This is a genomic window from Janthinobacterium sp. MP5059B, from assembly GCF_001758645.1.
Lineage (GTDB): Bacteria > Pseudomonadota > Gammaproteobacteria > Burkholderiales > Burkholderiaceae_D > Janthinobacterium > Janthinobacterium lividum.
In genome coordinates this window covers 179,971-204,885 of the sequence record NZ_LRHX01000004.1, presented here as the reverse complement: position 1 = coordinate 204,885, position 24,915 = coordinate 179,971, and the positions used below count along the sequence as shown (strand labels likewise).

Here is a 24,915-nt window from a genome sequence, read left to right as displayed (position 1 = left end):
CCCATGCTGCGGTTTCACAGGAGAACAAGGTGCCAGATTCACGCCAACATCCCCCCGCCGCAGCGGCGCAAACCTTGCAGTCCGTGCGCAGCCTGTTCAATATCGACAGCGACCTGCGCGTGCCCGTCTTCACGGAGCGCGACCCGCACGTGCCCGACATCGATCCCGCCTACCGCTTCAACCAGGACGTGACCCTGGCGATTCTGGCCGGCTTCAGCCACAACCGCCGCGTGATGGTGCAGGGCTTGCACGGCACGGGCAAGTCCACGCATATCGAGCAGGTGGCGGCGCGCCTGAACTGGCCTTGCGTGCGGGTCAACCTGGACGGCCACATCAGTCGCCTGGACCTGGTCGGCAAGGACGCTATCGTGCTGCGCGAGCAGCAGCAGGTGACCGAATTCCAGGAAGGCATCGTGCCCTGGTCGCTGCAGCGTCCCGTGGCCCTGATTTTCGACGAGTACGACGCGGGCCGCCCCGACGTGATGTTCGTCATCCAGCGCATTCTGGAGCGCGACGGCAAGTTCACCCTGCTCGACCAGAACCGGGTCATCACGCCGCATCCCCACTTCCGTTTGTTCGCCACGTCGAATACGGTGGGACTCGGCAACCTGAACGGCATGTACCACGGCACGCAGGTGCTCAATCACGCGCAGATCGACCGCTGGAATATCGTTGCTACCCTGAACTATTTGCCGCAGGCGGAAGAAACGGAGATCGTACTGGCCCGTGTTCCCGCCATGAACGACGAGGCGGGCCGCCAGCTGGCAGCCGCCATGGTGGCCGTGGCCAGCCTCACGCGCCACGGTTATGCGGCGGGCGACCTGGCCTGCCTGATGTCGCCGCGCACGGTGATTACCTGGGCCGAGAATTGCCAGATCTTCCGCGACCCGGCCCTGGCCTTCCGCCTGTCCTTCCTCAACAAATGCGACGAGGCCGAGCGGCCCTTGGTGGCCGAGTATTACCAGCGCTGTTTCAATGAGGAATTGCTGGCGAGCCAGGCATGAGTACGGAAGCGACCGCGCCTGCCGCCTACACGCGCGAACAGCAGGAAACGGACGAGTTGTGCGCGGGCGCCATCCGCGCGCTGAGCGGCGTTGCCTCCATCCGCTACCGTGGCCGGCGCCTGCACGATGGCCACCGCCCCGTGCCCATCCACGCAGCCCATCTGCAGCCCGATGCCGCGCTGCAGGATTTGCCCTCGCTGCGCGGCGCGGCAGACAGCGTCGCCCTGCGCCTGCTGCACACGGACGCCGCCTTGCACAAGTCGCTCTGCCCGGCCGAGCCCGTCGCGCGCCTCGTGTTCGAATTGCTGGAACAGTTAAGGGTGGAAACGCTTGCGCCCGAGCACCACGCTGGCGTCATCGGCAACCTGCGCCACCGTTTCACGGCATGGTCGCACGCATTCTACGATTCCGGCCTGGCCGAAGGCGCCTCGGGCTTGCTGCTGTACACGGTATTCCAGATGTGCTGGTCGCGCCTGACGGCGCGGCCCGTGCTGGAAAAGACGGAAGATTTCATCGAAGCGACGCGCTGGTCCATCTCTTCACAATTGAGCGGCGACCTGGCCGGATTGCGCCGCCACCGCATGGACCAGGCGGCCTTTGCGCGCCACTCTCTGGCCATCGCCCACGCCGTCGATGCCATGCTGCAAGACGCGCAAACGGCGCGCGACGGCAGCCAGGACGAGTCCGGCGACGCCAAGGCGCAGGCGGCCTTCAAGCTGCTGCTCGATTTTGACAGCGAGAATGACAACGTTCCCGATAGCGCACCGCTGGGCGAGAGCCGCGCCTTCAGCGACGGCGATGGCGCCTACCGGATTTACAGCACGGCGTACGACCGCGAAGAAAAAGCGGGCGAGCTGGTGCGCCGCGCCCTGCTGCTCGAATACCGCGAACGCATGGATGCGCGCATCGCCAGCCTGGGCATCAACACGGCCCGCCTGGCGCGGCGTTTCACGCAACTGCTGGCCATACCCGAGCGCGATGGCTGGTCGTTCGGCGAGGAAGAGGGCACTATCGATGGCCGGCGCCTGGCGCAACTGATCAGTTCACCGTCGGAGCGCCGACTGTTCCGCAAGGAACAATTCCTGCCGCAGGCCGACTGCCTCGTCACCTTCCTCGTCGACTGCTCCGGCTCCATGAAGACGCATGCGGAATCCGTGGCCGTGCTGCTCGACATTCTGCTGCGCGCGCTGGACCAGGCCGGGATCAGCACGGAGTTGCTGGGCTTTACGACGGGCGCGTGGAACGGGGGACGAGTCAGGCGCGACTGGATGCGCGCCCGCTCGCCCGCCAACCCGGGCCGTCTGAATGAACTCGTGCACATGGTCTTCAAGGATGGCGATACGAGCTGGCGCCGCGCGCGGCCCGACATCGCGGCCCTGCTGAAAGCGGACCTGTACCGCGAAGGCGTCGATGGCGAAGCCGTGGACTGGGCGTGCAACCGCATGCTGGCGCGCCCGGAACGGCGGCGCATCCTGCTCGTCGTGTCCGACGGCTGCCCGATGGATACGGCCACGAATCTGGCCAACGACGAGTTTTACCTGGCGCAACACTTGAAGCAAGTGGTGGCGCGCCGCGAAGCGCAGGGCGCCGTGGAAATCTGCGGGCTGGGCCTGGGCCTGGACCTGGGCGCCTACTACAGCCGCAGCCTGGCCACCACCCTGCCCGCCTCGCTGAACAATGAACTGTTCAGCGAAATCGCCCAGTTGCTCGCCGGACGCGGGAAACGCTGATCACACCATGGACTTGCGGCGGCGCGTCATCACGCCGGCCAGCGCCAGGCCCGTCAGCAGCATCACATACGTTTCCGGTTCCGGCACGGCGCTGATGTATTCATACGTCACTGCCACGCGGCCGGAAGCGGCCGTCTGGAATTGGGTCAGCAAATTACCGGAACCGCTGCCCGTCGAGGAACCGATGGCGTTCAGTCCCAGCTGGATCAAGCCACCGCCGGCCGAGGAAAACAGGGCGAAGTCGCTGGCACTGCCGCTCGTGTAGGAGTTGGCGCCCGTGCTGGACCGGGGTCCTGTATTGGCGCCCGAGGTGCCTGCAAAGTCGATGCTGCCATCGAAGGCGCTCAGGGCGAACGTCTGCGTGAACAGTGGGTTGGCCACCAGCAAGGTGGAATTGTCGGGACGGTACAAGGTCAGCAGCGACGCCAGGCTCAGGGTCACGTCAGAGGCGCTGGCGTCAAGGCTTTCCGCCTTGCCACTGCCCTGTACGGCGCCTTCCAGGTGGAACTTGATCGAGGTCAAGGTACCGAGGTTGCTGTCGAACTTGCCCAATCCCAGGGTGTCTGACCAATTGGTGGCACCCAGGGCGCGGTCGGCGCTGAAGGTGATGGTCTCGGTAGCCGCCTGTGCGGAAGACATGGCGCCAAAGCCAACCATGGCGGCGGCGGCCAATGCGATGAGAGATTTGTGCATCGATGACTCCTGTTCATTCAATGAGGGGGACGTGGATCAGCCAGTGATTCACACGGGAAACGCGAGGGTAGCCCCTCGCGCCGCAGCCCGGCAATGCGGCTATCCAGGCAATTCATTGTAATAAATGAAAAAGTCGCAATATACTCACTTTGTTGCAATTTTAAAAATAAGTGTTGTTATTTTGATTTCCCCGGAAACGATCAAACAGCCGGCCGAATGAAGCGCCGCACCTTTGCTGGCGCCTCAAGCGACACAGTAACGCACGGCATGCGCTTCCATCGGCAAGGGGATTTCCCAGTTCCACAGCATCGACTGCAGCTTCTTGTTACTGAGCGATGTGTCGCGCTGGCCATTGCGCCGCAATAACTCCTTGCGTGGCTGCTCCAGGTACACGAGTTCCACCTGCGCGTGGTATTTATACAGCAGGTTGAGCGTCTTTTCGCGCATCAGTTTTGACAGATGCGTGGCATTCCACACGAACGGTTCGCCCTTGCGCAGCAGTTCGCGCGCCCGCTCTTCCGCATAGTCGCCCACCTGCCCTTCGTTCTTGCCGTGCTTCAAGCCCAAGGCCATCCGCGCATCGTCGAAGGAGACTACGGGCAGGCGCGGATGGTGCTTCTCCACCCACGTATTCTTGCCCGAAGCAGGCAAGCCCGACATCACGATCACGTGCGAACCCGGCTCCTGGAACAGGGAATAATCGGGATGCGCCTCGGCGCCGCGAAAATATTTGACGCGCGTGTGATCATCGACAAAGACCTTGCGCTGACCGTAGCAGCCCTCCTCGCACGCCAGTTCGCGGAACAGCTCGATGGCGTCAAGTATGCGCTGCGGATCGGGACAGATCCGTCCACGGATATCGGCTTCGGCCAGCATGGCCAGCAAGCGGATATCGACCTGCCACGACAGTTCGCGCACGATAAATTCCGGCGTGACGCCGCGCCGCGACGTTTCCAGCGCAAAGAAGGGCACTTGATGTACGTTAATCAGGCGGCAGATTTCCTCGCGCGCGGCAAACGGCACGTCGCAATCCCACAGGGCGATGCGCGCATCGAGGGCGCCCTTGCGCGAGTGGCCGGGCTGGCCGATGGCGCCCGTCACCGGGTCGATCACCGTGGTGCTGCACTTGGCCACGTCGTGCAGCAAGGCGGCGAGGAACACGATTTCCTGTTCCGCCCGCGTCGCTTGCTGGTAATCGGGCATGGCCAGCAGGGATTCCACCACCATCATCGTATGCGTCCACACATCGCCTTCCGCGTGATACACGGGGTTTTGCGGCGTCGTTTTCGCCAGTTCCAGCTGCGGGAAGGCGGCCAGGCAGGCATTGAAATCGGGCGACTGGCCCGCTGGCGGCACCAGTTGTTGTAACTGTTTCCAGTTCATCTTGTACTCCTTGGAAAGGTTGCCAGTTCATCCAGCGAATGGCAGGTGTGCAAGCCCAGGCTTTCCCACGTCACCAGCGGCTGCGGCGCGTACAGGTCCACGCCTTCGGCCAGCTGGTTCGGGATCAAGGGCCGCGTGCTGTGGTGCGAACCGCTGTCGAGGATGGTTTGCGTAAAGTCATGGCGCACCAGCTTGTAGCGGGCCAGTACTTGCTCGTCGTCTTCCACTTTCAGGTACAGGCCTTCCGCGTGGTCGGACTTGTCCGTCTGCTTCCAGCACAGGTCCAGCGGCAGGCGTTCGCGCGCCACCGCGGTTTCAAAAGCGTCGCGCCACAGGCGGGACTTGGCCAGCGAATGGCGCAGCAACTGCCACAACTGTTTGGGCGACGAGGGCATCTTGCCCGCATACAGCACGGGGACGGAGAGCACGGGCGAGCCGGCCAGCATGGCGTGGCGGCGCGCCGTCGACAAAAACATCTGGGTGCGGCGGCAATACACGTCGAACTCGTTGAAGTAATGGGGCAAGCGGTCGTAAAACACGGAATGCTTGCTGTACGACCATTCGCCAAACAGCACAAATTGGTCTTCCAGCAGATGCAGCAAGGCGTGTTCATGCGCGTGCGCCCACGGTTTCAACAGGTTGAACTGGCGTTCGCTGCCGCCGCCCGCCAGGTAATGGCCGCGCGACTGCAGCAGCACCTCGCCCGCATCGCTGAACGACACGGCAGAGTTGGCGCCATCGATTTTTTCCTCGATGACGACGTACTGGCCGGCCAGCTTTTTCAGGGGCATCTGGTCGGAACCGTCGTCGCCGTCCTGCAGGCGCGAGCCTTCCAGGTGCGGCGTGCGCGGGTATTTGAATAAGGGTAAAGATTGTAAAAACATAGCGTCCCACGCCGCGTTCACCGGGGCGTGTCCATACAGGGTCAGGGGTGCTGACGACGTGTTCGGGCGTGGACGATCGAGACTGGCGTCTCGCATACGTGTGCGGAGGGAGCAAAAACAGTGCCGCAGCAATCGGGGGCGTCAACGCGCCGAACGATGCTGCAGAGAGCATTTCGTCAGCGTTAGCAGGTGATGGCGAAGAAGCGAGGCACTTTTGGCTCCAATAAGGAAGAGGTTCGAGAAAGAACCGCGAATATAAAGGCTGTTTGATTATTTTGCAAGTGGCTCCGCGTATTGTGCGCGCTCTTGCGCGCACTGTCGGCACCGGCGGCTTTGCAATCCGCACAAAGTTTGCTAAGCTGGCGGCACTTCCTGTCGCTGCTGCGTGGAAAACAAACATGGCCCTTGCAAAAGGGCCGTGCATTCGTTATTTCCGGAGCAGAATCGTGTTTCCCCTATCCAGATTACAAAAAGCCCTGCGCCGCCAGGGCATCGCTGTCGCCTATGCCGACGGCATTTATACACTCAGCAATCCGCACGCGCAGGCGTCCGTGCTGCTGCCCCACAACTTTCCGCTCGAGGAAAAAGCCGTGCGCCAGCTGATGGAGTTTGCCGCCGTCAGCGTGCCCGGCCAGGATGGCCATGTGTGCAAGGCATGCGCCACGCCCGACTTCCACCCGGGCAGCATCGCCCCCGTGGGCAGCATCGTTGCCACCAGCCCCGACATGGTGATCCCCGCCATTCCCGGCACGGACATCGCCTGCGGCATGCGCCTGATCACGACGGGCCTGAGCCTGGCGCAGTTCGAGGTGCGCAAGCCGCAGCTGCTCGGCAAGCTCAAGCACGTGCTGCTGGAAGACGGCCGCAACGTGCCGCTGCGCTCGAAAGCGTTTGCCGCCCTGTTCGACGTAGGGCCGGAAGCGTTCATCGACAGCCTGCACAATGAGGGCTTGTGGCCCCGCGTCGACAAGCAACGCCTGCTGCGCGAGCTCGACGATTGCATCGCCCTGCGCGAACTGGGCGGCGGCTTGCGCCATGCGCCCGAAGCGCTGGTCGGCACGCGCGAAGTAATACGCGACCCCAGCCTGGGCACCACGGGATCGGGCAACCATTTCGTGGAAATCCAGCTGGTCGATGCCGTCATGGACCGCCATGCCGCGTACCGGCACGGGCTGGTGCCTGGCGAAGTGGTCGTCATGATCCACAGCGGCAGCCGCGACGTGGGCTTTTTCGTCGGCAGCCGCTGGATGGACCGAGCCAAAGAGGCCTGGCCGAAAGGCGTGCGCCACCCGCAGTCCGGCCTGTACGGCTTGACGGGCGAACTGGCCGGCGAATACATGGACGCCATGGGCGTGGCATCGCGCTATGCCTGGGTCAACCGCATGGTCCTGGCCGAGCTGGTGCGGGACAGCCTGTCGCAGGTGTATGCGCACGATACCTCTCGCCTGGTGGTGGACGTGCCCCACAACGTCATCCTGCGCGAGCACGGCATGAACATCCACCGCAAGGGTGCCACGCCGGCGCGCGAGGGCGACCTGGCGCTGATCCCCGGCTCCATGGGCGATTACTCCTATGTGGCAACGGGCACGGGCAATCCTGACTGGCTGTGGTCGTGCTCGCATGGCGCGGGGCGCAGCATCCGTCGCCAGGCCATGCGCGCCATGCGGCCCACGTTGGGCGGCGACGAGATGGCGTTCCAGTGCGTGACTTTGCGCGAAGAACGCCGCGTCGAGGAAGCGCCGATGGCGTATAAAAAGATCGGTCCCGTCATCGCCGCGCAGGAGGAAGCTGGCTTGCTGCAATCGGTGGCGCGCTTGAAGCCCCTGCTGACGTTCAAGGCCTGAGCAATTGCGGCACGGCGGCCGCCATCAATGAGATACCGATGGCGGTCAGCACGGCAAACGCGATCCGGCGCATGCCGCGCTGGGCGATCGGTGGCGGATAGCGCTTGCCGGCCATCGTGGCCAGCACGCCAACGGGCAAGGCCAGCGCGCACAGCAGCAAGACTTTCGCGTCGAGCTGGCCCTGGCTGCCCGCCATCAGCGAGCGTCCGCCCGCGCTGATGGCGAACAAAAAGATCAGGCTGTAGCGGATGGTTTTCAAACTCATTTCCTGGCGATAAAACTGGTACACGAGCGGCGGTCCCGCCAGCGAAAACAGGCCCGAGAACAGGCCGCCGCACACGCCGCTGATGAAGAAGCTGCGCTTGTCCGCCGCGCCCGGCCCCGGCGGCGCCTGCAGCAGGATGCTGACGCCGCCATACACGATGGCCGCGCCCAGCAACAGTTTCAGCAGGGGCGCATACGCCTGGTCCAGGTATCCCAGTAACAACACGCCAGCCGCCATGGCTGGCAGCAGGCCGATGCTGGCCGCGCGGATGGCGCGCCAGTCCAGGTGGTGCAAGGCGCCCGGCAAGGCCACCAGGCAATTCGCCAAGGACAACAAACTGACGAGGGCCGCCAGTGCGGGCACGGGCGCCAGGCCCATGCCGCTGGCCACGCCCATGACGATCATGCCCAGGCCAAAACCCGTGACGGTCTGAAAATACGTGCCCGCCGCCACCACGCCCAGCAGCGCCAGCACCGGCAAGCTGAACAGGAAGTCAGCGTCCACCCTGGGCCTGCACGGACGTGACGGCAATCACGTTGTACACGTCGTCGGCGCTGCAACCGCGCGACAGATCGTTGGCGGGCTTCTTCAAGCCTTGCAGCAGGGGGCCGATGGCGACGGCGCCGCCCATGCGTTCGGCCAGCTTGTAGCCGATATTGCCCGCGTCGAGGTTCGGGAACACCAGCACGTTCGCGCGGCCGTTGACGACGGAATCCTTGACTTTTCTCTGCGAAATCTCGGCCACGATGGCCGCGTCGAGCTGCACGTCGCCATCGATGGCCAGCAGCGGACGCTGGGCCTTGACCCGGTCTGTTGCCGCATGCACCTTGTCGACGGCCGCGTGGTGGGCGCTGCCGCTGGTGGAAAACGACAGCATGGCCACGCGCGGTTCTTCCATCAGCAAGGCTTGCGCGCTGTCGGCGGCCGCCATGGCGATGTCGGCCAGTTCCTCGGCCTTCGGGTCGACAACGAGGGCGCAGTCGGAAAAGATGAAACCGCCCTTGAGGCTGTGGAAAGGTTCGCACAGCATCATCAGGAAAAAGCTCGACACCAGCTTGAAGGCCGGATCGACGCCGATGATCTGGATGGCGCTGCGCACCACGTCGGCCGTCGTGTGCACGGCTCCCGCCACGCAGCCATCCGCGTCGCCCAGGCGCACCATCAGGTTGGCATAGCACAGCGGATCCTGCACGGCGATCCTCGCCTGCTCCACCGTCATGCCCTTGGCCTGGCGCAGCACAAACAATTGCTGGGCATAGTGTTCCGACTCGCTGGACTCTGCCGGGTCGACCAGGCGCACGCTATCGAGGTCCAGCGCATGTTCGCGCGCCAGGGCCAGGATGGCGGCCGGCTTGCCGACGATGGTGATGTGCGCCAGGCCTTCGCTTGCCGCCCGCGCGGCCGCCTGCAGCACGCGCGCGTCGTCGCCCTCGCACAACACGATGTTCTTCGGCACGGCGCGGGCTTGCTCGATGATGCGGTGCAGGGCTTTCATGGCGACTCCAATTCGGTAAAAAAAGTACCGGAACCATGGAAGCATGAAACATGGTTCCGGCACATAAAACCCGGCAAGCCGGGGTCATACAAGGATCGGTCAGGGTGGTGCCGGATTACGCCGGGCCGAGGCCCGGCTAATCCGACCTACACAGTCGCGTAGGTTGGGTAGGTTGGATTAGCCCGCCAGGGCGTAATCCAACAACACCATCACATCAAACATAGTCTTTGTACTTGTCCAGGTGGCGGATCGGTTTGCTCAGCGCATCGCGGCGGAACGGGTCGCCCAGCTCGCGCGTGCACATGATTTCGATGATGGTCGTCTTGCCTTCATTCATCTGCATGTCGATCGCCTTCTTCAAGGCCGGGCCCACGTCTTCCAGCTTGTCGACCGTGATGCCTTCGGCGCCCATGGCGCGCGCAATCTCGGCAAAGCTCTGGTTGTCGAGCTCGCCTGCCACGAAGCGGCGGTTGTAGAAATCCACCTGGTTTTTCTTTTCCGCGCCCCACTGGCGGTTGTGGAACACCACGGCCGTGACGGGAATGTTGTGGCGCACGCAGGTCATCGTTTCCATCAGGCTCATGCCCCAGGCGCCGTCGCCCGCATACGACACGGCCGGACGGTGCGGTGCGGCAACCTTGGCGCCGATGATGGTCGGGAAGGCATAGCCGCAATTGCCAAAGCTCATCGCCGCAAAGAAGCTGCGCGGCTTTTCAAAGCGCAGATAGCTGTTCGCCACCGAGTTGATGTTGCCGATGTCGGTCGACACCATCACATCTTCCGGCATGGCTTTTTCCAGCTCGCGCAAGACCTGGCGCGGGTGCAGATAGTTGCCCGGCTCTTTCTTCTGCTGTTCGATCATGTCCAGGCTGTACGCATCCTTCTCGTGCGTCCAGTTGGTCAACTCTTCTTCCCACGCGGCCTTTTCCGCTTGCACGGTGGCATAGCGCTCGTCGCGCGTGGCGTCGCAGTCAAGGCTCTTGCCATCCAGGCGGGCAATAATCGCCTTGGCAGCCGCCTTGGCGTCGCCGCAGATGCCCACCGAAATTTTCTTGACCAGCCCGAGCATCTTGTTGTCCGCGTCGATCTGGATGATCTTGGCGTTTTTCGGCCAGTAATCCATGCCGTGCTGCGGCAAGGTGCCGAACGGTCCCAGGCGCGAACCGAGGGCCACGACGACGTCAGCCTTGGCGATCAGTTTCATCGCCGCCTTGGAACCCTGGTAGCCGAGCGGGCCGCACCACAGCGGATGGCTGGCAGGGAACGAGTCGTTATGCAGATAGCTGTTGACGACGGGCGCACCGAGGCGTTCGGCCAGCGCCTTGCACTCTTCGATGGCTTCGCCCATGACGACGCCGCCGCCGGAGATGATCACGGGGAACTTGGCTTTGGCCAGCAATTCCGCCGCATCGTTGAGGCTTTGCTCGCCGCCGGCGCCGCGATCCAGGCGGTTCGGTTTCGGGATTTCCGCCTTGATTTCGCCATAAAAATAGTCGCGCGGGATGTTCAGTTGCGTCGGGCCCATTTCCGACATGGCGCGGTCAAAACAGCGGCCCGTGAATTCGGCCATGCGGGCCGGATTGGTGACGTGGCCCTGGTATTTGGTGAATTCCTCGAACATCGGCAACTGGTTCGCTTCCTGGAAACCGCCCAGGCCCATGCTCATCGTGCCCGTCTCAGGGGTAATGATCACGACCGGGGTATGCGCCCAGTAGGCGGCGGCGATGGCGGTCACGCAATTGCTGATGCCGGGGCCGTTCTGGCCGATGACCACGCCATGGCGGCCCGAGACGCGGGCATAGCCGTCGGCCATGTGGCCGGCGCCCTGCTCGTGCACGACGGGAATCAAACGGATGCCGGCCGGGGCAAAGATATCCATCGGGTCCATGAAGGCCGAGCCCATGATGCCGAACATGTCGGTCACGCCATTGGCGGCCAGGGTTTCCACGAACGCTTCGGAAGGCGTCATCTTTTGCGGGCCCACAGGTATCGCTGCGGCGGCGGCTTTTTGGTCGGACAAATCGGTCATGGCTCAGTCTCCTTACGGTTTTATAAAAAATCGGTATATTTTGTTCCGATATTTGAAATACGTGTTCAATTTAACGGTTGCGAAATGCGCTGTCAATGAAAATTCATGAAAAATCGGACTGTTTCATTCCTGAATCCGGAATCCGTGACTTAGGTCCACTCCTGAAACAACAATGGCGGCTTATCCGCAACAGACAAGCCGCCATCGTTCTCCTTTTGCGCCGCGCTTAGAACTTCAGGCGCATGCCGGCCGTGAAGGCGCTCGAGTTATGCCCAGGCAAGGGCACGCTGCCGCCGCTGGAGGCATCGCCAACGAAATTGGTGCCCGCGCCATCATTGTTGATGCGGCCGTACGAGGTGTACAGATTCGTGCGTTTGGACAAGGCATAGGTATAGCCGATGGCCAGCTGGCGCCCGCCGCGGCGCGCATTCGTGCGGTCATCCTTCTTGATGTAGGACGCCATCACGCTGCCCGCCGCGCCTACAGGGGCCGACGCACCCAGCATGTAGTTGCGGAAATCCGTGCCCGCATCATCCTTGTCCGTCTCATACGCGGCGTGCAGCTTGGCGGGACCGAAGTCATAGGTGCCGCCCAGCAAGGTCACTTTCGCCGTGTTCAGCGGCGTATCCTTGCGGTTGTCATGCGCCAGCGTCAGCACCAGCGGGCCATTGGCGTAGTCGATGGAAAAGTCGATGGTGCGGCCCAGGGTGTTGCTGTCCGGCTTTTCGCCCAAGCCATACATGATGGCGGCCGACAAGCCGTTCACCTTCGGCGTTTCATACATGATGGAGTTTTTCGTGCGCAGGCTGGCCACGCTCATCAGGTTGATCGAGGCGCCCGTCATGCCCGTCTCGAAGGGGTCGATATTGTCCAGCGCGGTAAACAGCGGGTTGTGCTGCAAGCCCAGGTTTACGGCACCAAAGCCGCCCGACAGACCCACGTAAGCCTTGCGGCCGAACAAGGCGCCCTGGCGGTTGGCGCCCGTATCCACGTCGAGGCCATTTTCCAGCAAGAAATTGGCCTTCAAATTATTGCCCAGGTCTTCCGTGCCCTTGAAGCCGATGCGGCTGCCCGACTGCACGCCGGTGGCCAGCTTGGTGACGGAACCGTCCGCGCCGCCATGTTCGGATGTCAGGCCCGCGTCGAGCAAGCCGTACACGGTGACGGACGATTGGGCGCTGGCGTTGCCAGCGAAGAAGGAGGCCAGGATGGCTGCCGCTACGAGTGTGTGTTTCATGTCATCTCCAGGTATTGTGGTTTTTATAAACGCTTGAAACGATAATCAACTACGGTGCTGCAAACTTGGCTCAGGCGATCAGCCCGGCCATTGGCGACGAGGGCGAGGCGCGCATGGCGCCAGGCTGCGTCATACTTTTCGGCATTGCGTTCCGGCCAGGTAAAGCCTCGCGTCGCGCCTGCACTGCACTGCCAGTTTCATGGCGCGCGCCATGCGTATCGGTTCGCGCGCCGCCGCGATGGCGGTATTCATCAAAATGCCGTCGCAGCCGAGCTCCATGGCGATGGCCGCGTCCGACGCCGTGCCCACGCCTGCATCGACCAGCACGGGCACGCGGGCTTGCTCGATGATCAGCGACAGATTCCACGGATTCAGAATGCCCATGCCCGAGCCGATCAGGGAAGCCAGCGGCATGACGGCGATGCAGCCGATGTCTTCCAGCATGCGCGCCTGGATGGGGTCGTCGCTGCAATACACCATCACCTGGAAGCCATCGCGCACCAGCTGCTCGGCCGCCTTCAAGGTCTCCGGCATGTTCGGGAACAAGGTCTTTTCATCACCGAGCACTTCCAGCTTGCACAGCGGGTGGCCGCCCAGCAGCTCGCGCGCCAGCTGCAAGGTGTAGACGGCGTCGCGCGCGTTGTAGCAGCCGCCCGTATTGGGCAGGATCGTGTATTTCGATGGCGGGATGAAGTCGAGCAGGTTCGGCTCGCCCTTCTCCTGGCCGATGTTCACGCGGCGTATCGTCACGGTGACGATCTCGGCGCCGCTCTCTTCGATGGCCAGGCGAGTTTCCTCGAAATCCTTGTATTTGCCCGTGCCCACCAGCAGGCGCGACTGGTAGGTGGTGCCGGCCAGGGTCAGGCCGCCGGGTGCTTGGCTGGGGGTGGCGTCGTCTCTCATCGTGGTGCTCTCCTAAGTTGAACCAAAGCGGTCTCTGGCCGGGGTGGCTCCCCGCAAAACGCAAAATCGACTTCCGGCCGGCGTCCCGACACGAGGTCCGAGATCGCCCTGCCCGCGCCGCAGCCCATGGTCCAGCCCAAGGTGCCGTGGCCCGTGTTGAGGAACAGCTGGCGGTAGCGCGTGGCGCCGATGTAGGGCACGTTTGACGGTGTCAGGGGGCGCAGGCCGGCCCAGTAGACGGGGTCGCCGTAATCGCAGGCGTGCGGGAACAGCGCCTGCACGCGGCGCGTGATGGCGGCGCAGCGCACGGGATTGAGTTCCCGCGTATAGCCGTTCAGCTCGCACGTGCCCGCCACGCGCAGGCGCTCGCCCAGGCGCGAAAACACAAGCTTGTGGCCATCGTCCGTCAGCGAGACGGTCGGTGCGGCGGATGGGTCAAGAATCGGATAGGTGGCGGAATAACCTTTGCCCGGATACAGCATCAAGCGCATGCCCAGCGGCTGCAGCAAGGGCGCGGAAAAACTGCCCATGGCCACCACCACGGCATCCGCATGCTCGATGCGGTGGCGCCCTTGCGCATCGATGCATTCCGCGCCGGTAACTCTTTCGCCGTCCTGCAGCAGCCGCGTCACCGTCATGCCAAAGCGAAAATCCACGCCGGCAGCGGCGGCGCGGGCCGCCAAGGCCGTGGTAAACAAATGCACGTCGCCCGACTCGTCGCTGGCCGTAAAGTCGCCGCCGACGATGTGCTGGCGGGCATGGGCCAGGGCCGGTTCCAGCCGTATCACTTCATCGGCGCTGACGGTGTTGCGCGGGCAGCCCAGTTCGCGCAAGAGGGCGGCGCCCGACTGCGATTTATCGAACTCCTGCTGGTCCGTATAGAAATGCAGAATGCCGCGCTCCAGGTGGTCATATTCGATACCCGTTTCGCGGCGCAGGGATTGCAAACTCTGCCGGCTGTACTCGGCCAGGGCAACGATCTGCCGCATATTGCGCGACACGCGCGACGGCAAACACTCGCGCAGGTAATGCAGCGCCCACTGCCATTGCAGCGTATCGAGGCGAGGACGGAACAGCAGCGGCGCATCGTCCTTGCCCAACCAGCACACGACCTTGCGCAGGGTGGCGGGATTGGCCCACGGTTCCGCGTGCGAGACGGATATCTGCCCGCCATTGCCGAAGCTGGTTTCTTGCGCGGCGCCCGGCTGGCGCTCGAACACGCGCACATCGTGGCCAGCCTGGCGCAAGTACCAGGCCGATGCCGTGCCGACCACGCCGGCGCCGAGGACTAGGATCTTCATGGCAGGCCCGGCTCGCTTAGCGCGTCAGCAGCACGGCGATGGCGACAAAGGCGGCGATCCATACGGTTTCCATCACCAGCATGATCACGGGACGCCAGCCCAGCGAGGCCAGCGACTGGAACGACGTTTTCACGCCCAGCGCGGCAATGGCGATGACGAGGCAGGCGCGCGAGGCATTGTTGATCCAGCCATTCACTTCCTGCGGAATCAGGCCCAGGCTATTCGTGATGACGAGCCACACAAAGCCGATCAGGAAGAATGGCACGAGCGGCGGCGCATCGACTTCGCTCTTGCCGTCCTTGCGCTTGAACATGATCGACAGGCCCAGCACGACAGGCACGAGGCAAGCGACGCGCGTCAGCTTGACGAAGGTGGCCACGTCGCCCGTGTGGTTGCTGACCAGGTAGCCGGCGCCCACCACTTGCGCCACGTCATGAATCGTGCCGCCGATGAACACGCCCGCTTCCGTCGGATCAAAGCCCAGCAGCTTGACCAGCAGCGGGTAGACGATCATGGCCAGGGTCGACAGGGTCGTCACGCCCACCACCGTCAGCAGCGTGAATTTTTCGTTTTCCTTGGTTTGCGGCAGCACGGCCGAGATGGCCAGCGCGGCCGAGGCGCCACAGATGGCCACGGAACCGCCCGACAGGATGCCTTCCGTGATGGGGCGTTTCAGCCACCTGGCCAGCAGGTAGCCGAAGCCCAAAGTTGCCACCAGGCCGCCGACGACGATCAATAACGGCGTCACGCCGACGGAAGCGATCTGGTTGAAGGTGATGCGCGCGCCCAGCAGGGCCACGCCCGTGCGCAGCAGCACCTTGCTGCAAAACTCGATGCCGGGCTTGCAGGTGGGGTCGGAGGCGAGGAAGTGGAAAGCCAGGCCGAAGAACAGCGCATACAGCAGCTGAGGACCGCCGTAATTGCTGGAAATAAAGGTGGCCGACAGGGCGATCACCAGCGCGATGGCCACGCCGGGCCAGCTGCGCAGCACGGCGCGGGGACGCCAGATGGCAACGGCGGAAGACAGGTAGGGAATGTTCTTGTCGACAACGCGTGTTATCGCTGAGGAGTTGGTTTTCATGCGGGTCCGCTCATAATGTTTTAAAAATTGGGACATTTCATCTCGTTTTTTAATAATACACGATGAGCTAGCGAAGTCCATGCTTTTCCATGAAAATCGAAACCGGATGTTCCGGAAACTGACGTTTTAAGGTTAATGCTGGTGTAAACGACAAGCGGCGCGGCCCTGTGCAGGGACGCGCCGCCGTGTCTGGCGTTTGAACGATTACTTTTTGTTCAGGCGGGTAATCAGGCTGGATGTATCAAAGCGGTTGCCGCCTGCCTGTTGCACTTCGCCATAGAACTGGTCCGTCAAGGTCGTCACGGGCAAGTCGCTGCCGTTGCGCTTGGCTTCGGCGAGGCAGATGCCGAGGTCCTTGCGCATCAGGTCGACGGCGAAACCGAAGTCGAACTTGCGCTCTATCATGGTCTTGCCCCGGTTTTCCAGCTGCCACGACTGCGCCGCGCCCTTGGAAATCACGTCGACGACGAGGGCCGCATCGAGGCCCGCGTTTTCCGCAAAGGCGATGCCTTCGCTCAAGGCTTGCACGAGGCCGGCGATGCAGATCTGGTTGACCATCTTCGTCAGCTGGCCGGAACCGGAAGCGCCCATGTAGGTGACGGCGCGCGAGAACAGGGCGATGACAGGCTCGGCCCGTGCATACGCCTCGGCATCGCCGCCCGCCATCACCGTCAGCTTGCCGTTTTCCGCGCCCGCCTGGCCGCCGGACACAGGCGCGTCGAGGAAGAACACGCCCTGCTCTTTCGCCGCCGCGTGGATGGTGCGCGCCGCTTCGGCCGAAGCCGTCGTGTGGTCAATCAGGATGCTGCCCGGCGCCATGGCGGACAGCAAGCCGCCCTCTTCCAGGATGACCTGGTACAGGTCGTTATCGTTGCCGATGCAGGTGAAGACGAACTCGGCGCCCGCCGCCGCAGCAGCCGGCGTGGCGGCGCTGCTGCCCTTGTGCTGTTCCAGCCAGGCGGCCGCGCGGGCCGGGTTGCGGTTGTACACGGTGACGTCGTGCCCGCCCGCCGCCAAGTGACCTGCCATGGGGAAACCCATGACGCCCAAACCGATGAATGCCACTTTTGCCATATTGTCCGTCCTGTCGATGAATGAATCCGATTATTGTTGCACAAATGGCCCGTGGCGGCAGCATGGCGCGGCCCTGCGCGACGTTTGGCGTACACGGAGTGGTGATTGGGAAACATCCGCTTTTCAGCTATACAAGACGAAAATTATCATAAAGAACTTTGTATTGCATTTTTTTCTAGTTAATATTATATTGAATTGGCATTATAAATAAGTAAACTTTTGCCGCATCCTTTTCCCAACCCTTGTGAAGGAGTCGATCTTGCAAACTGCATTCTCCCGCCTGAAAATCATGAGCGCCGCCGCCCTGCTGCTCGCCGCCAGCGCCGCACACGCAGACATCACGGTATTTACCAGCCAGTCCGCCTATCTGGCAGCGGTCGGCAATACCGGCGTCGACACCTTTGATGATTTACCCATCGATGCGCTCGACGGCCCGCTGAACCGCAACGCGGGCAGCTATGCCTACACGGTCAGCAGCGTTGGCGCCTCGCCCATCCTGTATGGCGCAGGCACGGGCAGCGACAACTGGCTGAGTACGAACGACCGCAACGACAGCGTGGTGTTCTCCAACTTTTCCAGTGCCGTACGCGGTGTGGGGGGATTCTTCTTCGGATCGAACTTTGCCGGCGAATATGCCAATGGCCAGAGCATCACGCTGACGGCGCGCAATGCGCTGGGCGAGCTGCTCAGCTATGATCTGGCCCTGCCGACGCAAGCTTCGTTTATCGGCTTCGTGTCGTCGGACGCGTTCTCCGACCTGTCCGTCAGCACAGCCGGACAGATCGGTATCTGGCCAACCATCAATAACCTGTCCGTGTCGGCCGTACCGGAGCCAGCCACTTACGGCATGCTGCTGGGCGGCCTGGGCTTGCTCGGCTTCATGGCGCGCCGCCGCCGAGTCAGCCAGCAGTAAGCAAACTGGCGCCTGGTACGGCTGCCGGTAGCCGTACCAGGCCTGCCATCACGACAATATCTCGCGCAACGCCGCCATCAAGGCCGCGCACTCGCCCACATTACCAATGCTGATGCGCAAATACTGGCTGATGCGCGGCGCATTGAAGTGGCGCACGATCACGGAGCGGGCACGCAAGCCGGCGGCAAGTTGCGCCGCGTCATGCTGCGGATGACACGCAAAGACAAAGTTGGCCACCGAGGGCAGTACCTCGAAGCCCAGCGCAGCCAAGTCCGCCGCCAGCTGTTCGCGGGTGGCAATAACGGCCTGGCGAGTCTGCTGGAAATACGCTTCGTCGTGCAGCGATGCGACGGCCCCGGCCAGCGCCAGCCGGTCCAGCGGATACGAGTTGAAACTGTTCTTGACTCTTTCCAGCGCCTCGATCAAGTCCGGATGCCCGAATGCACAGCCCACGCGCAAGCCGGCCAGCGAGCGCGATTTCGAGAATGTCTGCACCACCAGCAAGTTCGGATACCGCTCCACCAGGGCCACGGCGCTCTCGCCGCCGAAATCCACATACGCTTCATCGACCACCACCACGGCATCGGGATGGGCGCGCAGCAAGGTTTCCACGCCGGCCAGCGGCAAGTCCACGCCCGTGGGGGCGTTAGGATTGGGGAAGATGATGGCGCCGCACGGCCCCTGGTAGTCTTCCGGACGGATGCGCATGGCATCGTCGAGCGCCACCGTGCGGTAATCGATGCCGTACAGCTTGCAATACACGGGGTAGAAGCTGTAGCTGATGTCCGGGAACAGCAGCGGCGCATCGTGCTTGAGCAAGGCCATGAAAGCCAGCGCCAGCACTTCGTCGGAGCCATTGCCGACGAACACTTGATTGCTGTTCAAGCCGTGGTAGCCGGCCAGGGTTTGCTTCAGTTCGCTGGCGGACGGATCCGGGTAGAGGCGCAGGCTGTCGTTGGCTCCTTCGCGCAGTGCGGCGAGCACCTGCGGCGACGGGCCGTAGGGATTTTCGTTGGTGTTGAGTTTGACCAGGTTGGGCAGTTTGGGTTGCTCGCCCGGGATGTAGGGGGTCAGCTCGCTGACGATATTGCTCCAGAATCGGCTCATTGCTTGGGTATGGGGACAGGATGGGGACACGCTAGATTACCATAGGGTGAGCGGGGTCAAGGCGGACACCATCGGCGAGGAGTAGCGTGGGCGGCATCGGCCCCAACGTGAAGAGGACGCAGCATGAACAGCATGCACAAGCTGAGCGATACGCAAATGCGGCATGGCGCGCTGACGCAACAGTCACGCCAGCGCAAGATCGATGCGTGGCTACAGGTTGCAGCCAGTCTCAGCGGGCAGATCACCGTCGAATTGCAGACTGCCACGGAGCAGCTGCAGGGCGAAGGAATGGCCGACTTGCAGCGCGTGACGGCGCTGGCGCAACGCCTGGCAAGCAATAGCAAAGCCATGCGCGATACCCTCGGGACACTGTTTGACAGCGGTGAAAAAAGCGAGGAGCATGCAGTGACAAGCACGGAGGATTGCGCCATGGACGAGCAAGTCAACACGCTGGGAAAGGACATGGCCAGTGTGAAACTGGACGTAAAGGATGTAAAGGCCGATGTGACTGACATCAAAGTCGATGTTGCGGACTTGAAAACCGATGTTGCGGACATCAAGGTGGATGTTGCCGGCCTGAAAACGGATGTCGCTGCTCTCAAGACCGATGTCGGCGTTCTCAAGACGGATGTCAGTGGCTTGAAACTGGACCTCGCTGTGGTGCGCTCCAATTATGCGACCAAGTCCGATGTGGCTGAGGCGAAGTCGGCTGTCATCCTGTCGTGTGTGGGGACGATCATTGCCATGTCGGGCGTCGCGTTTGCGGTGGCGAGGCTAGTGCATTAGATTGCGTTTGTGGGAACGCTGGCTTTCAAAGCCTGAATGGAGGAAAAAACGCCTTGCGCTGCGCGCTTTGGGCGGTTTTTTCTACCTGGGTTTGATGTGCTGGTGGCTGGCATCTGTTCTGGGCATAAAAAAAGCTCCCTTGCGGGAGCTTCTCTTATGTATTCTGGCGGAGAGGGTGGGATTCGAACCCACGGTACGATTTAACGTACGCTTGATTTCGAGTCAAGTACATTCGACCACTCTGCCACCTCTCCGTTTACTGCGGTCTATTCGTTCAAACTGGCGTGCCTGTTTGAACGAGGCGCTATTTTAGCATGGGGATTGTTGGGTTGGGTAGGGGTTTTATTGGCGATTTGCAACTGAGGGCTGGTAGCCAAACCAAAAAACCAATTGGTCGATTCGGGGAGCCTCGTACAAGGCGCGGCTCGCCTTTGTAGACGCCACCTTGGCGCACGCGTAAAACCAAATTGACGATTCGGGGAGTCTCGCGCGAGTACGCGCTCGTCTTCGAATCCCACGCGCAAGGCGCGCAGGCGCCTTGCTCCTTTCCGCCGCCACAAATAAAAAAAGCTCCCTTGCGGGAGCTTTCTCTATTTGTTCTGGCGGAGAGGGTGGGATTCGAACCCACGGTACGATTTAACGTACGCTTGATTTCGAGTCAAGTACATTCGACCACTCTGCCACCTCTCCATTTGCTGCGGTCTTTCCCGCATTGCTGCGAGAAGGCAAGATTATAGCAGCCCGCGGCGAAAAGGAAAGGACTATTTTAGGCCTTCAGATGCGTCAGGCCACCCATGTATGGGCGCAGCACGGCCGGGATCTCGACGCTGCCGTCTGCCTGCTGGTAGTTTTCCAGCACGGCCACCAAGGTGCGGCCCACTGCCAGGCCGGAGCCGTTCAGAGTGTGGACCAGTTCCGGCTTGCCGGCGGCGTTACGGAAACGCGCCTGCATGCGGCGGGCCTGGAAGGCTTCGCAGTTCGACAGGGACGAGATTTCACGGTAGGTGTTTTGCGCCGGCAGCCATACTTCCAGGTCGAAGGTCTTGGTGGCGCCGAAACCCATGTCGCCCGTGCACAGCGACATCACGCGGTATGGCAGGCCCAGGCGTTGCAAAATCGTTTCCGCATGGCCGACCATTTCATCGAGCACCTGGTACGACGTGTCCGGATGCACCACTTGCACCATTTCCACCTTGTCGAACTGGTGCTGGCGGATCATGCCGCGCGTGTCGCGACCGTAGCTGCCCGCTTCCGAACGGAAGCATGGCGTATGGGCCGTCATTTTCAGAGGCAGTTGATCCAGCGCGAGGATTTCATCGCGCGCGATATTGGTCAGCGAAACTTCCGACGTCGGGATCAGGTAGAAGGTCTCGCCCTCGCCTTCCGCGCCGCCTTTTTTCACCGAGAACAGGTCGGCTTCGAATTTCGGCAGTTGGCCCGTGCCGCGCAGCGAGTCGGCATTGACCATGTACGGGGTATAGCATTCCGTGTAGCCATGTTCGTCCACGTGCGTGTTGAGCATGAATTGCGCCAGCGCGCGGTGCAGGCGGGCGATGCCGCCCTTCATGACGGAGAAGCGCGAACCGGTCAGCTTGGTGGCCACTTCGAAATCGAGGCCCAGCGGGCCGCCCACATCGACGTGATCCTTGACTTCAAAGTCAAAAGTGCGTGGCGTGCCGACCTTGCGCACTTCCACGTTACCCGACTCGTCCGTACCCAGAGGCGACGACTCGTGCGGCAAATTCGGCACGGCCATGATGAAGTCGCTCAGCTTGGCTTGCACTACGCTCAGGGCCGCTTCATCGGCTTTCAATTCATCGCCCAGGCCAGCCACTTGCGCCATCACGGCCGAGGTGTCTTCCCCCTTGCCTTTCAACATGCCGATTTGCTTGGACAGCGCATTGCGCTTGCCTTGCAGCTCTTCGGTGCGCGTCTGGATCGCCTTGCGTTCGGCTTCGAGGGCATTGAAACCTGCCACGTCGAGCTGGAATTTGCGCGTCGCCAGGCGTTCTGCGACGGTGGCGATGTCTTTACGGAGAAGTTGGATATCTATCATGGGTGGATGGCGGTGCCGATGTATCGAAAGCACTCATTGTACCAAGACCCGTTCAGTTCTTTATGAGTTTTGCACATGGCCAACCATCGTCATGGCGGCATGGCCGGGCACTCGCACCCGCTTTACATTGTCTGCTTAGCTTATTGCTTAAATGAACGCGGCTTTTTCGGCAGCGGTCAGGCGGCGGGCGCTGACGGTAACGACAGGCATCGTACTGTCGGCAGCCTGAGCGATCACGGTGCTGCTGGCGCTCACTTCCACCGTATTCGCGCCGGCGGTGGCGAAGCTGGCGCCGATGGCGATGATGGCGGCGGCGACAAAGGTGATTTCCATGTTTTTCAGTGCGTTCATGATGTTACTCCTGGTTAGTTTGTTTCGTTGACTGCTGCTGGTATGGTGGTACTTTAGCCAACGGCCGCGAACAACGCCACCGGCTTGCGACCAGCGGCGAAAAACAGGGAGCGAACGGTGAAAAACGGGGACTGAAGCGCAGAGAATAGTTACAAGGCATCCTTGACCAGACGCCCCAGGCGGCCGATGGCCTGCTCGATGCGCGGCGTCCACGCATTGCCGCAATTGAGACGCAGATAATTGCCGAACTTGCCCGAGGCCGAGAACAGCTGGCCCGGCATATACGCCACGCCTTCCGCGATGGCCTGGCCGTGCAGTGCCAGCGCATCGATTTGCGGCGGCATCTGCACCCACAGCACGAAACCGCCCTGCGGCTCGGACAGCATGCAGTCCGCCGGAAAGCTGGCCGCCACGGCGTCGGACATGCGGGCGATGCGCTGCACCAGGGTGCGCCGCATCTTGCGCAGCTGCTGGTCATAACTGCTGCCTTCCAAAAAGTCGGCCAGCACGGCTTGGAAGAAATGGCTGGTGGCACCGCTCGACACGGTTTTGAGCAAAGCCACTTCCTGCGCGAAACGCCCGGCCAGCACGTAGCCGACGCGCGACGCGGGCGTGATGGCCTTGGAAAACGAGGAGCACAGCAGCACATTGCCGCTCGTATCGTAGGCTTTCACGGGCCACGGCCGCTGCGGTGCAAAGCACAGGTCGCCATACACGTCGTCCTCCACCAACGGAATATTGAATTCCGACAGCAGGCCCGCCAGCCGTTTCTTGTTTGCTTCCGGCATGACGCAGCCGAGCGGGTTGTTCGCGTTCGGCACGAACAGGCACGCTTGGACGAGTCCGGCACGCAGGGCCAGCTCGAGCGCGTCGAGCGACGGCCCCGTCTTCGGGTCGGTAGGAATTTCCAGCGCCTTCATGCCCAGGCTTTCGATCATCTGCAGCAGCACGAAATACGTGGCCGACTCGATGGCGATGGTGTCGCCCGGCTTGGCGACGGCGCGCAGGCACAGGCTGATCGCTTCCGTGCAGGAATTCGTCACGACGATCTCTTGCGGGTCCAGCTTGCCCCAGTCCAGCGCCCGGCGCGCCACCTGGCGCAGGAAATTGCCTTCGCTGACGTCGTAGCAGCTGACCTTGCTCAATAAAGCGGGTTCGCGCCGCGCCACGGCGCTGATGGTGCGCTGCATGCGCTTGATGGGCAGTATCTCGTCGGGCGGCCAGGCCGTGCCCAGCTGCACGATATCGGACGTTTCGTTGTCCTTCAGCACGCGCATCAACAGATTGTTGATGCCGACAAAGGCCGGCTCCTTCAAATGCTGGGCGTCGGCACTGCACGGGCGGCGCGGCGCCCGGTGGCGCACGAAATAGCCGGACTGGGGCCGCGCATCGACTTGCCCCCGGTCTTCCATCAAGCGCAAGGCTTGCATCACGGTACTGATGGAGATGCGCTTTTGCTGCGCCAGGTGGCGGATCGACGGCAGGCGGTCGCCGGGCGCGAACACGCGCGAGTCGATCAAGGCGCCCAGCTCATTGGCCAGGTGCTCGTACAGATTCAAATGCGCGCTCATGTTCATCCTTTCAGTATGCGGCTGCCGCGCGTCGCCGGCACAGATACAGTTGCCGAGTTTTTTGATAAGCACAGTCTACGACAAGCGACACTGTATGCATCACAATTTCGTTTTCCTGCATCTGTCATGGCTCACTGCAAGGGCCTAAGCTGTTCCTGTCAGCACAACAGGAGCGATGCCATGCATACCGACCACGAATTACGCAGCGAACGGCCTTTGCGCCTGGAAAAAGCGCATGCCAAGGTCATCGAATGCCTGTCCGGCACGGCGTGGATCACGGCCTACGCCCAGTTCGAGGATTGCGTGCTGCGCAGCGGCGAACGCTATACGATACCGAATGACGGCCTGGTGCTGGTCGAAGCCGTGGGCAGCGGACACATCCGCGTGCATGGCACAAGCGCACCGCGCACCGCCCTGCTGCGCTGGCTGAACCTGGCACTGCCTCACACCTTGAATATTAGGAATACATGACTCAAGCACCACCACTGCGCGTCCTCGTCACGGGCGCCGCCGGCGTTATCGGCACCGTTTTCTGGAAGAGCCGGCACGGGGAATTCTCCCTGCGCCTGGCCGACCTGCACACAGGCAAGCTGGCCGAAGCGCCCTGCCCATCCATTCAACTCGACGTGGCCGACTATGCCGCCTGCCTGGCCGCCTGCACCGATATCGACGTGGTGCTGCACCTGGCCGGCGTGCCGCACGCCAGCGCCGATTTCGATGCGCAATTGCTGCAGCCGAATATCCTCGGCACGCACAATATCTTCCGCGCGGCACAGGCGCAGGGCGTGAAAAGAGTCGTGTTTGCCAGCAGCGCGCAAGCCATCGAAGGCTATCCGCTGGATATGCAAGTGCAGGAAAACATGCCGGCGCGGCCAGCAAACATGTATGGCGCCAGCAAGGCCTTCGGCGAAGGCGTGGCCTCCGCGTTCGCGCACCAGCATGGCATGACGGCAATCGCGGTGCGCATCGCCAACGTGGCCAACTTTGCGCCAGGCCAGCAGCACAGCGCGCGCGACGTGGCCGCCTTCATCAGCGAACGGGACGTGGTGCAATTGCTGGCGCGCTGCATCGCCGCCGACGTGCCGCCCGGCTACCACGTCGTGCATGGCGTGTCGGACAACCGCTACAAGCGGCTGTCCATCGCGGCGACGCGCCAGCTGGTGGGCTACGCGCCGCAGGACGACGGTTTTACCTTGCTGGGCCTGTAG

General features: G+C 62.4%; 22 protein-coding genes and 2 tRNA genes. 7 read left to right on the top strand and 17 right to left on the bottom strand.

What is annotated here, in order from left to right; all coding sequences use genetic code 11:
• Positions 1-29: 29 nt before the first annotated feature.
• Together JAB1_RS03275 and JAB1_RS03270 are read left to right on the top strand one after the other, a co-directional pair.
• Positions 30-1,004, top strand: a complete 975-nt coding sequence (locus tag JAB1_RS03275; RefSeq protein WP_083299542.1) for an AAA family ATPase — start codon at positions 30-32, stop codon at positions 1,002-1,004.
• A complete protein-coding gene (locus JAB1_RS03270) occupies positions 1,001-2,734 on the top strand; it encodes a cobalt chelatase (RefSeq protein ID WP_070278754.1) in 1,734 nt (577 codons plus the stop codon). Before JAB1_RS03275 ends, JAB1_RS03270 begins: the two co-directional genes overlap by 4 nt.
• Here the strand turns inward: JAB1_RS03270 and JAB1_RS30165 are convergent, their stop codons facing one another.
• From JAB1_RS30165 to JAB1_RS03255, 3 genes are all read right to left on the bottom strand, one after another.
• Positions 2,735-3,427 carry a choice-of-anchor E domain-containing protein gene (locus JAB1_RS30165; protein WP_083299541.1) on the bottom strand — a complete coding sequence of 231 codons (693 nt, stop codon included), beginning with the start codon at positions 3,425-3,427 and terminating at the stop codon, positions 2,735-2,737.
• 243 nt (positions 3,428-3,670) lie between these two features.
• Complete coding sequence (locus JAB1_RS03260; RefSeq protein ID WP_070278750.1) at positions 3,671-4,810, bottom strand: AAA family ATPase; 1,140 nt, start codon at positions 4,808-4,810, stop codon at positions 3,671-3,673.
• Positions 4,807-5,694, bottom strand: coding sequence for an RNA ligase family protein (locus JAB1_RS03255; protein WP_034788010.1), 888 nt, complete (start codon positions 5,692-5,694; stop codon positions 4,807-4,809). The genes JAB1_RS03260 and JAB1_RS03255 overlap by 4 nt, the downstream gene beginning before the upstream one ends.
• Positions 5,695-6,140: 446 nt before the next feature.
• Here JAB1_RS03255 and JAB1_RS03250 point away from each other — a divergent pair, with 446 nt between their 5' ends.
• Positions 6,141-7,538, top strand: a complete 1,398-nt coding sequence (locus JAB1_RS03250) for an RtcB family protein (RefSeq protein WP_070278748.1) — start codon at positions 6,141-6,143, stop codon at positions 7,536-7,538.
• Here JAB1_RS03250 and JAB1_RS03245 read toward each other — a convergent pair.
• The 8 genes from JAB1_RS03245 to JAB1_RS03210 form a co-directional block, all read right to left on the bottom strand.
• Complete coding sequence (locus JAB1_RS03245; RefSeq protein WP_070278746.1) at positions 7,528-8,307, bottom strand: sulfite exporter TauE/SafE family protein; 780 nt, start codon at positions 8,305-8,307, stop codon at positions 7,528-7,530. The genes JAB1_RS03250 and JAB1_RS03245 overlap by 11 nt on opposite strands.
• Positions 8,297-9,298, bottom strand: coding sequence for a phosphate acetyltransferase (gene pta / locus JAB1_RS03240; RefSeq protein ID WP_070278744.1), 1,002 nt, complete (start codon positions 9,296-9,298; stop codon positions 8,297-8,299). Before pta ends, JAB1_RS03245 begins: the two co-directional genes overlap by 11 nt.
• A gap of 214 nt (positions 9,299-9,512) precedes the next feature.
• A complete protein-coding gene (gene xsc, locus JAB1_RS03235; protein ID WP_070278742.1) occupies positions 9,513-11,327 on the bottom strand; it encodes a sulfoacetaldehyde acetyltransferase in 1,815 nt (604 codons plus the stop codon).
• A 226-nt stretch (positions 11,328-11,553) separates the two neighbouring features.
• Positions 11,554-12,564 (bottom strand): porin, encoded by a 1,011-nt coding sequence (locus JAB1_RS03230; protein ID WP_070278740.1) that lies wholly within the window; start codon positions 12,562-12,564, stop codon positions 11,554-11,556.
• A gap of 129 nt (positions 12,565-12,693) precedes the next feature.
• Complete coding sequence (locus JAB1_RS03225; RefSeq protein ID WP_070278737.1) at positions 12,694-13,467, bottom strand: thiazole synthase; 774 nt, start codon at positions 13,465-13,467, stop codon at positions 12,694-12,696.
• Positions 13,464-14,768, bottom strand: a complete 1,305-nt coding sequence (locus JAB1_RS03220; RefSeq protein WP_070278735.1) for a D-amino acid dehydrogenase — start codon at positions 14,766-14,768, stop codon at positions 13,464-13,466. Before JAB1_RS03220 ends, JAB1_RS03225 begins: the two co-directional genes overlap by 4 nt.
• A 16-nt stretch (positions 14,769-14,784) precedes the next feature.
• On the bottom strand, positions 14,785-15,849 hold the full coding sequence (locus JAB1_RS03215; protein WP_080753631.1) for a YeiH family protein: 1,065 nt from the start codon (positions 15,847-15,849) through the stop codon (positions 14,785-14,787).
• Positions 15,850-16,053: 204 nt separating this feature from the next.
• Positions 16,054-16,923: an NAD(P)-dependent oxidoreductase gene (locus JAB1_RS03210; protein ID WP_070278732.1), complete on the bottom strand. Its 870-nt coding sequence runs from the start codon at positions 16,921-16,923 to the stop codon at positions 16,054-16,056.
• Positions 16,924-17,182: 259 nt separating this feature from the next.
• Here JAB1_RS03210 and JAB1_RS03205 point away from each other — a divergent pair, with 259 nt between their 5' ends.
• Positions 17,183-17,836, top strand: a complete 654-nt coding sequence (locus JAB1_RS03205; protein ID WP_230522696.1) for a PEP-CTERM sorting domain-containing protein — start codon at positions 17,183-17,185, stop codon at positions 17,834-17,836.
• 48 nt (positions 17,837-17,884) lie between these two features.
• On the opposite strand, the gene hisC is transcribed toward JAB1_RS03205, so the two are convergent.
• Positions 17,885-18,943, bottom strand: coding sequence for a histidinol-phosphate transaminase (gene hisC / locus JAB1_RS03200; protein WP_070278730.1), 1,059 nt, complete (start codon positions 18,941-18,943; stop codon positions 17,885-17,887).
• Positions 18,944-19,066: 123 nt separating this feature from the next.
• Here hisC and JAB1_RS29120 point away from each other — a divergent pair, with 123 nt between their 5' ends.
• Entirely contained in the window at positions 19,067-19,729 is a 663-nt protein-coding gene (locus JAB1_RS29120) for a hypothetical protein (RefSeq protein WP_139144423.1), read from the top strand.
• A 164-nt stretch (positions 19,730-19,893) separates the two neighbouring features.
• Here the strand turns inward: JAB1_RS29120 and JAB1_RS03190 are convergent.
• The 5 genes from JAB1_RS03190 to JAB1_RS03170 all read right to left on the bottom strand — a co-directional run bounded on the left by JAB1_RS03190 (position 19,894) and on the right by JAB1_RS03170 (position 23,707).
• A tRNA-Ser gene (locus tag JAB1_RS03190) sits at positions 19,894-19,983 on the bottom strand.
• A gap of 346 nt (positions 19,984-20,329) precedes the next feature.
• Positions 20,330-20,419: transfer RNA gene (locus JAB1_RS03185), tRNA-Ser, on the bottom strand.
• A gap of 76 nt (positions 20,420-20,495) precedes the next feature.
• A complete protein-coding gene (gene serS / locus JAB1_RS03180) occupies positions 20,496-21,785 on the bottom strand; it encodes a serine--tRNA ligase (RefSeq protein ID WP_070278728.1) in 1,290 nt (429 codons plus the stop codon).
• A 147-nt stretch (positions 21,786-21,932) separates the two neighbouring features.
• A complete protein-coding gene (locus tag JAB1_RS03175) occupies positions 21,933-22,136 on the bottom strand; it encodes a hypothetical protein (protein WP_034786145.1) in 204 nt (67 codons plus the stop codon).
• 149 nt (positions 22,137-22,285) lie between these two features.
• Positions 22,286-23,707 carry a PLP-dependent aminotransferase family protein gene (locus tag JAB1_RS03170; RefSeq protein WP_070278852.1) on the bottom strand — a complete coding sequence of 474 codons (1,422 nt, stop codon included), beginning with the start codon at positions 23,705-23,707 and terminating at the stop codon, positions 22,286-22,288.
• 180 nt (positions 23,708-23,887) lie between these two features.
• On the opposite strand from JAB1_RS03170, the gene JAB1_RS29800 reads away from it, so the two are divergent.
• Both JAB1_RS29800 and JAB1_RS03160 read left to right on the top strand, forming a co-directional pair.
• Positions 23,888-24,178 (top strand): DUF2917 domain-containing protein, encoded by a 291-nt coding sequence (locus JAB1_RS29800; protein ID WP_070278726.1) that lies wholly within the window; start codon positions 23,888-23,890, stop codon positions 24,176-24,178.
• Entirely contained in the window at positions 24,175-24,915 is a 741-nt protein-coding gene (locus JAB1_RS03160) for an NAD(P)-dependent oxidoreductase (protein ID WP_070278724.1), read from the top strand. Before JAB1_RS29800 ends, JAB1_RS03160 begins: the two co-directional genes overlap by 4 nt.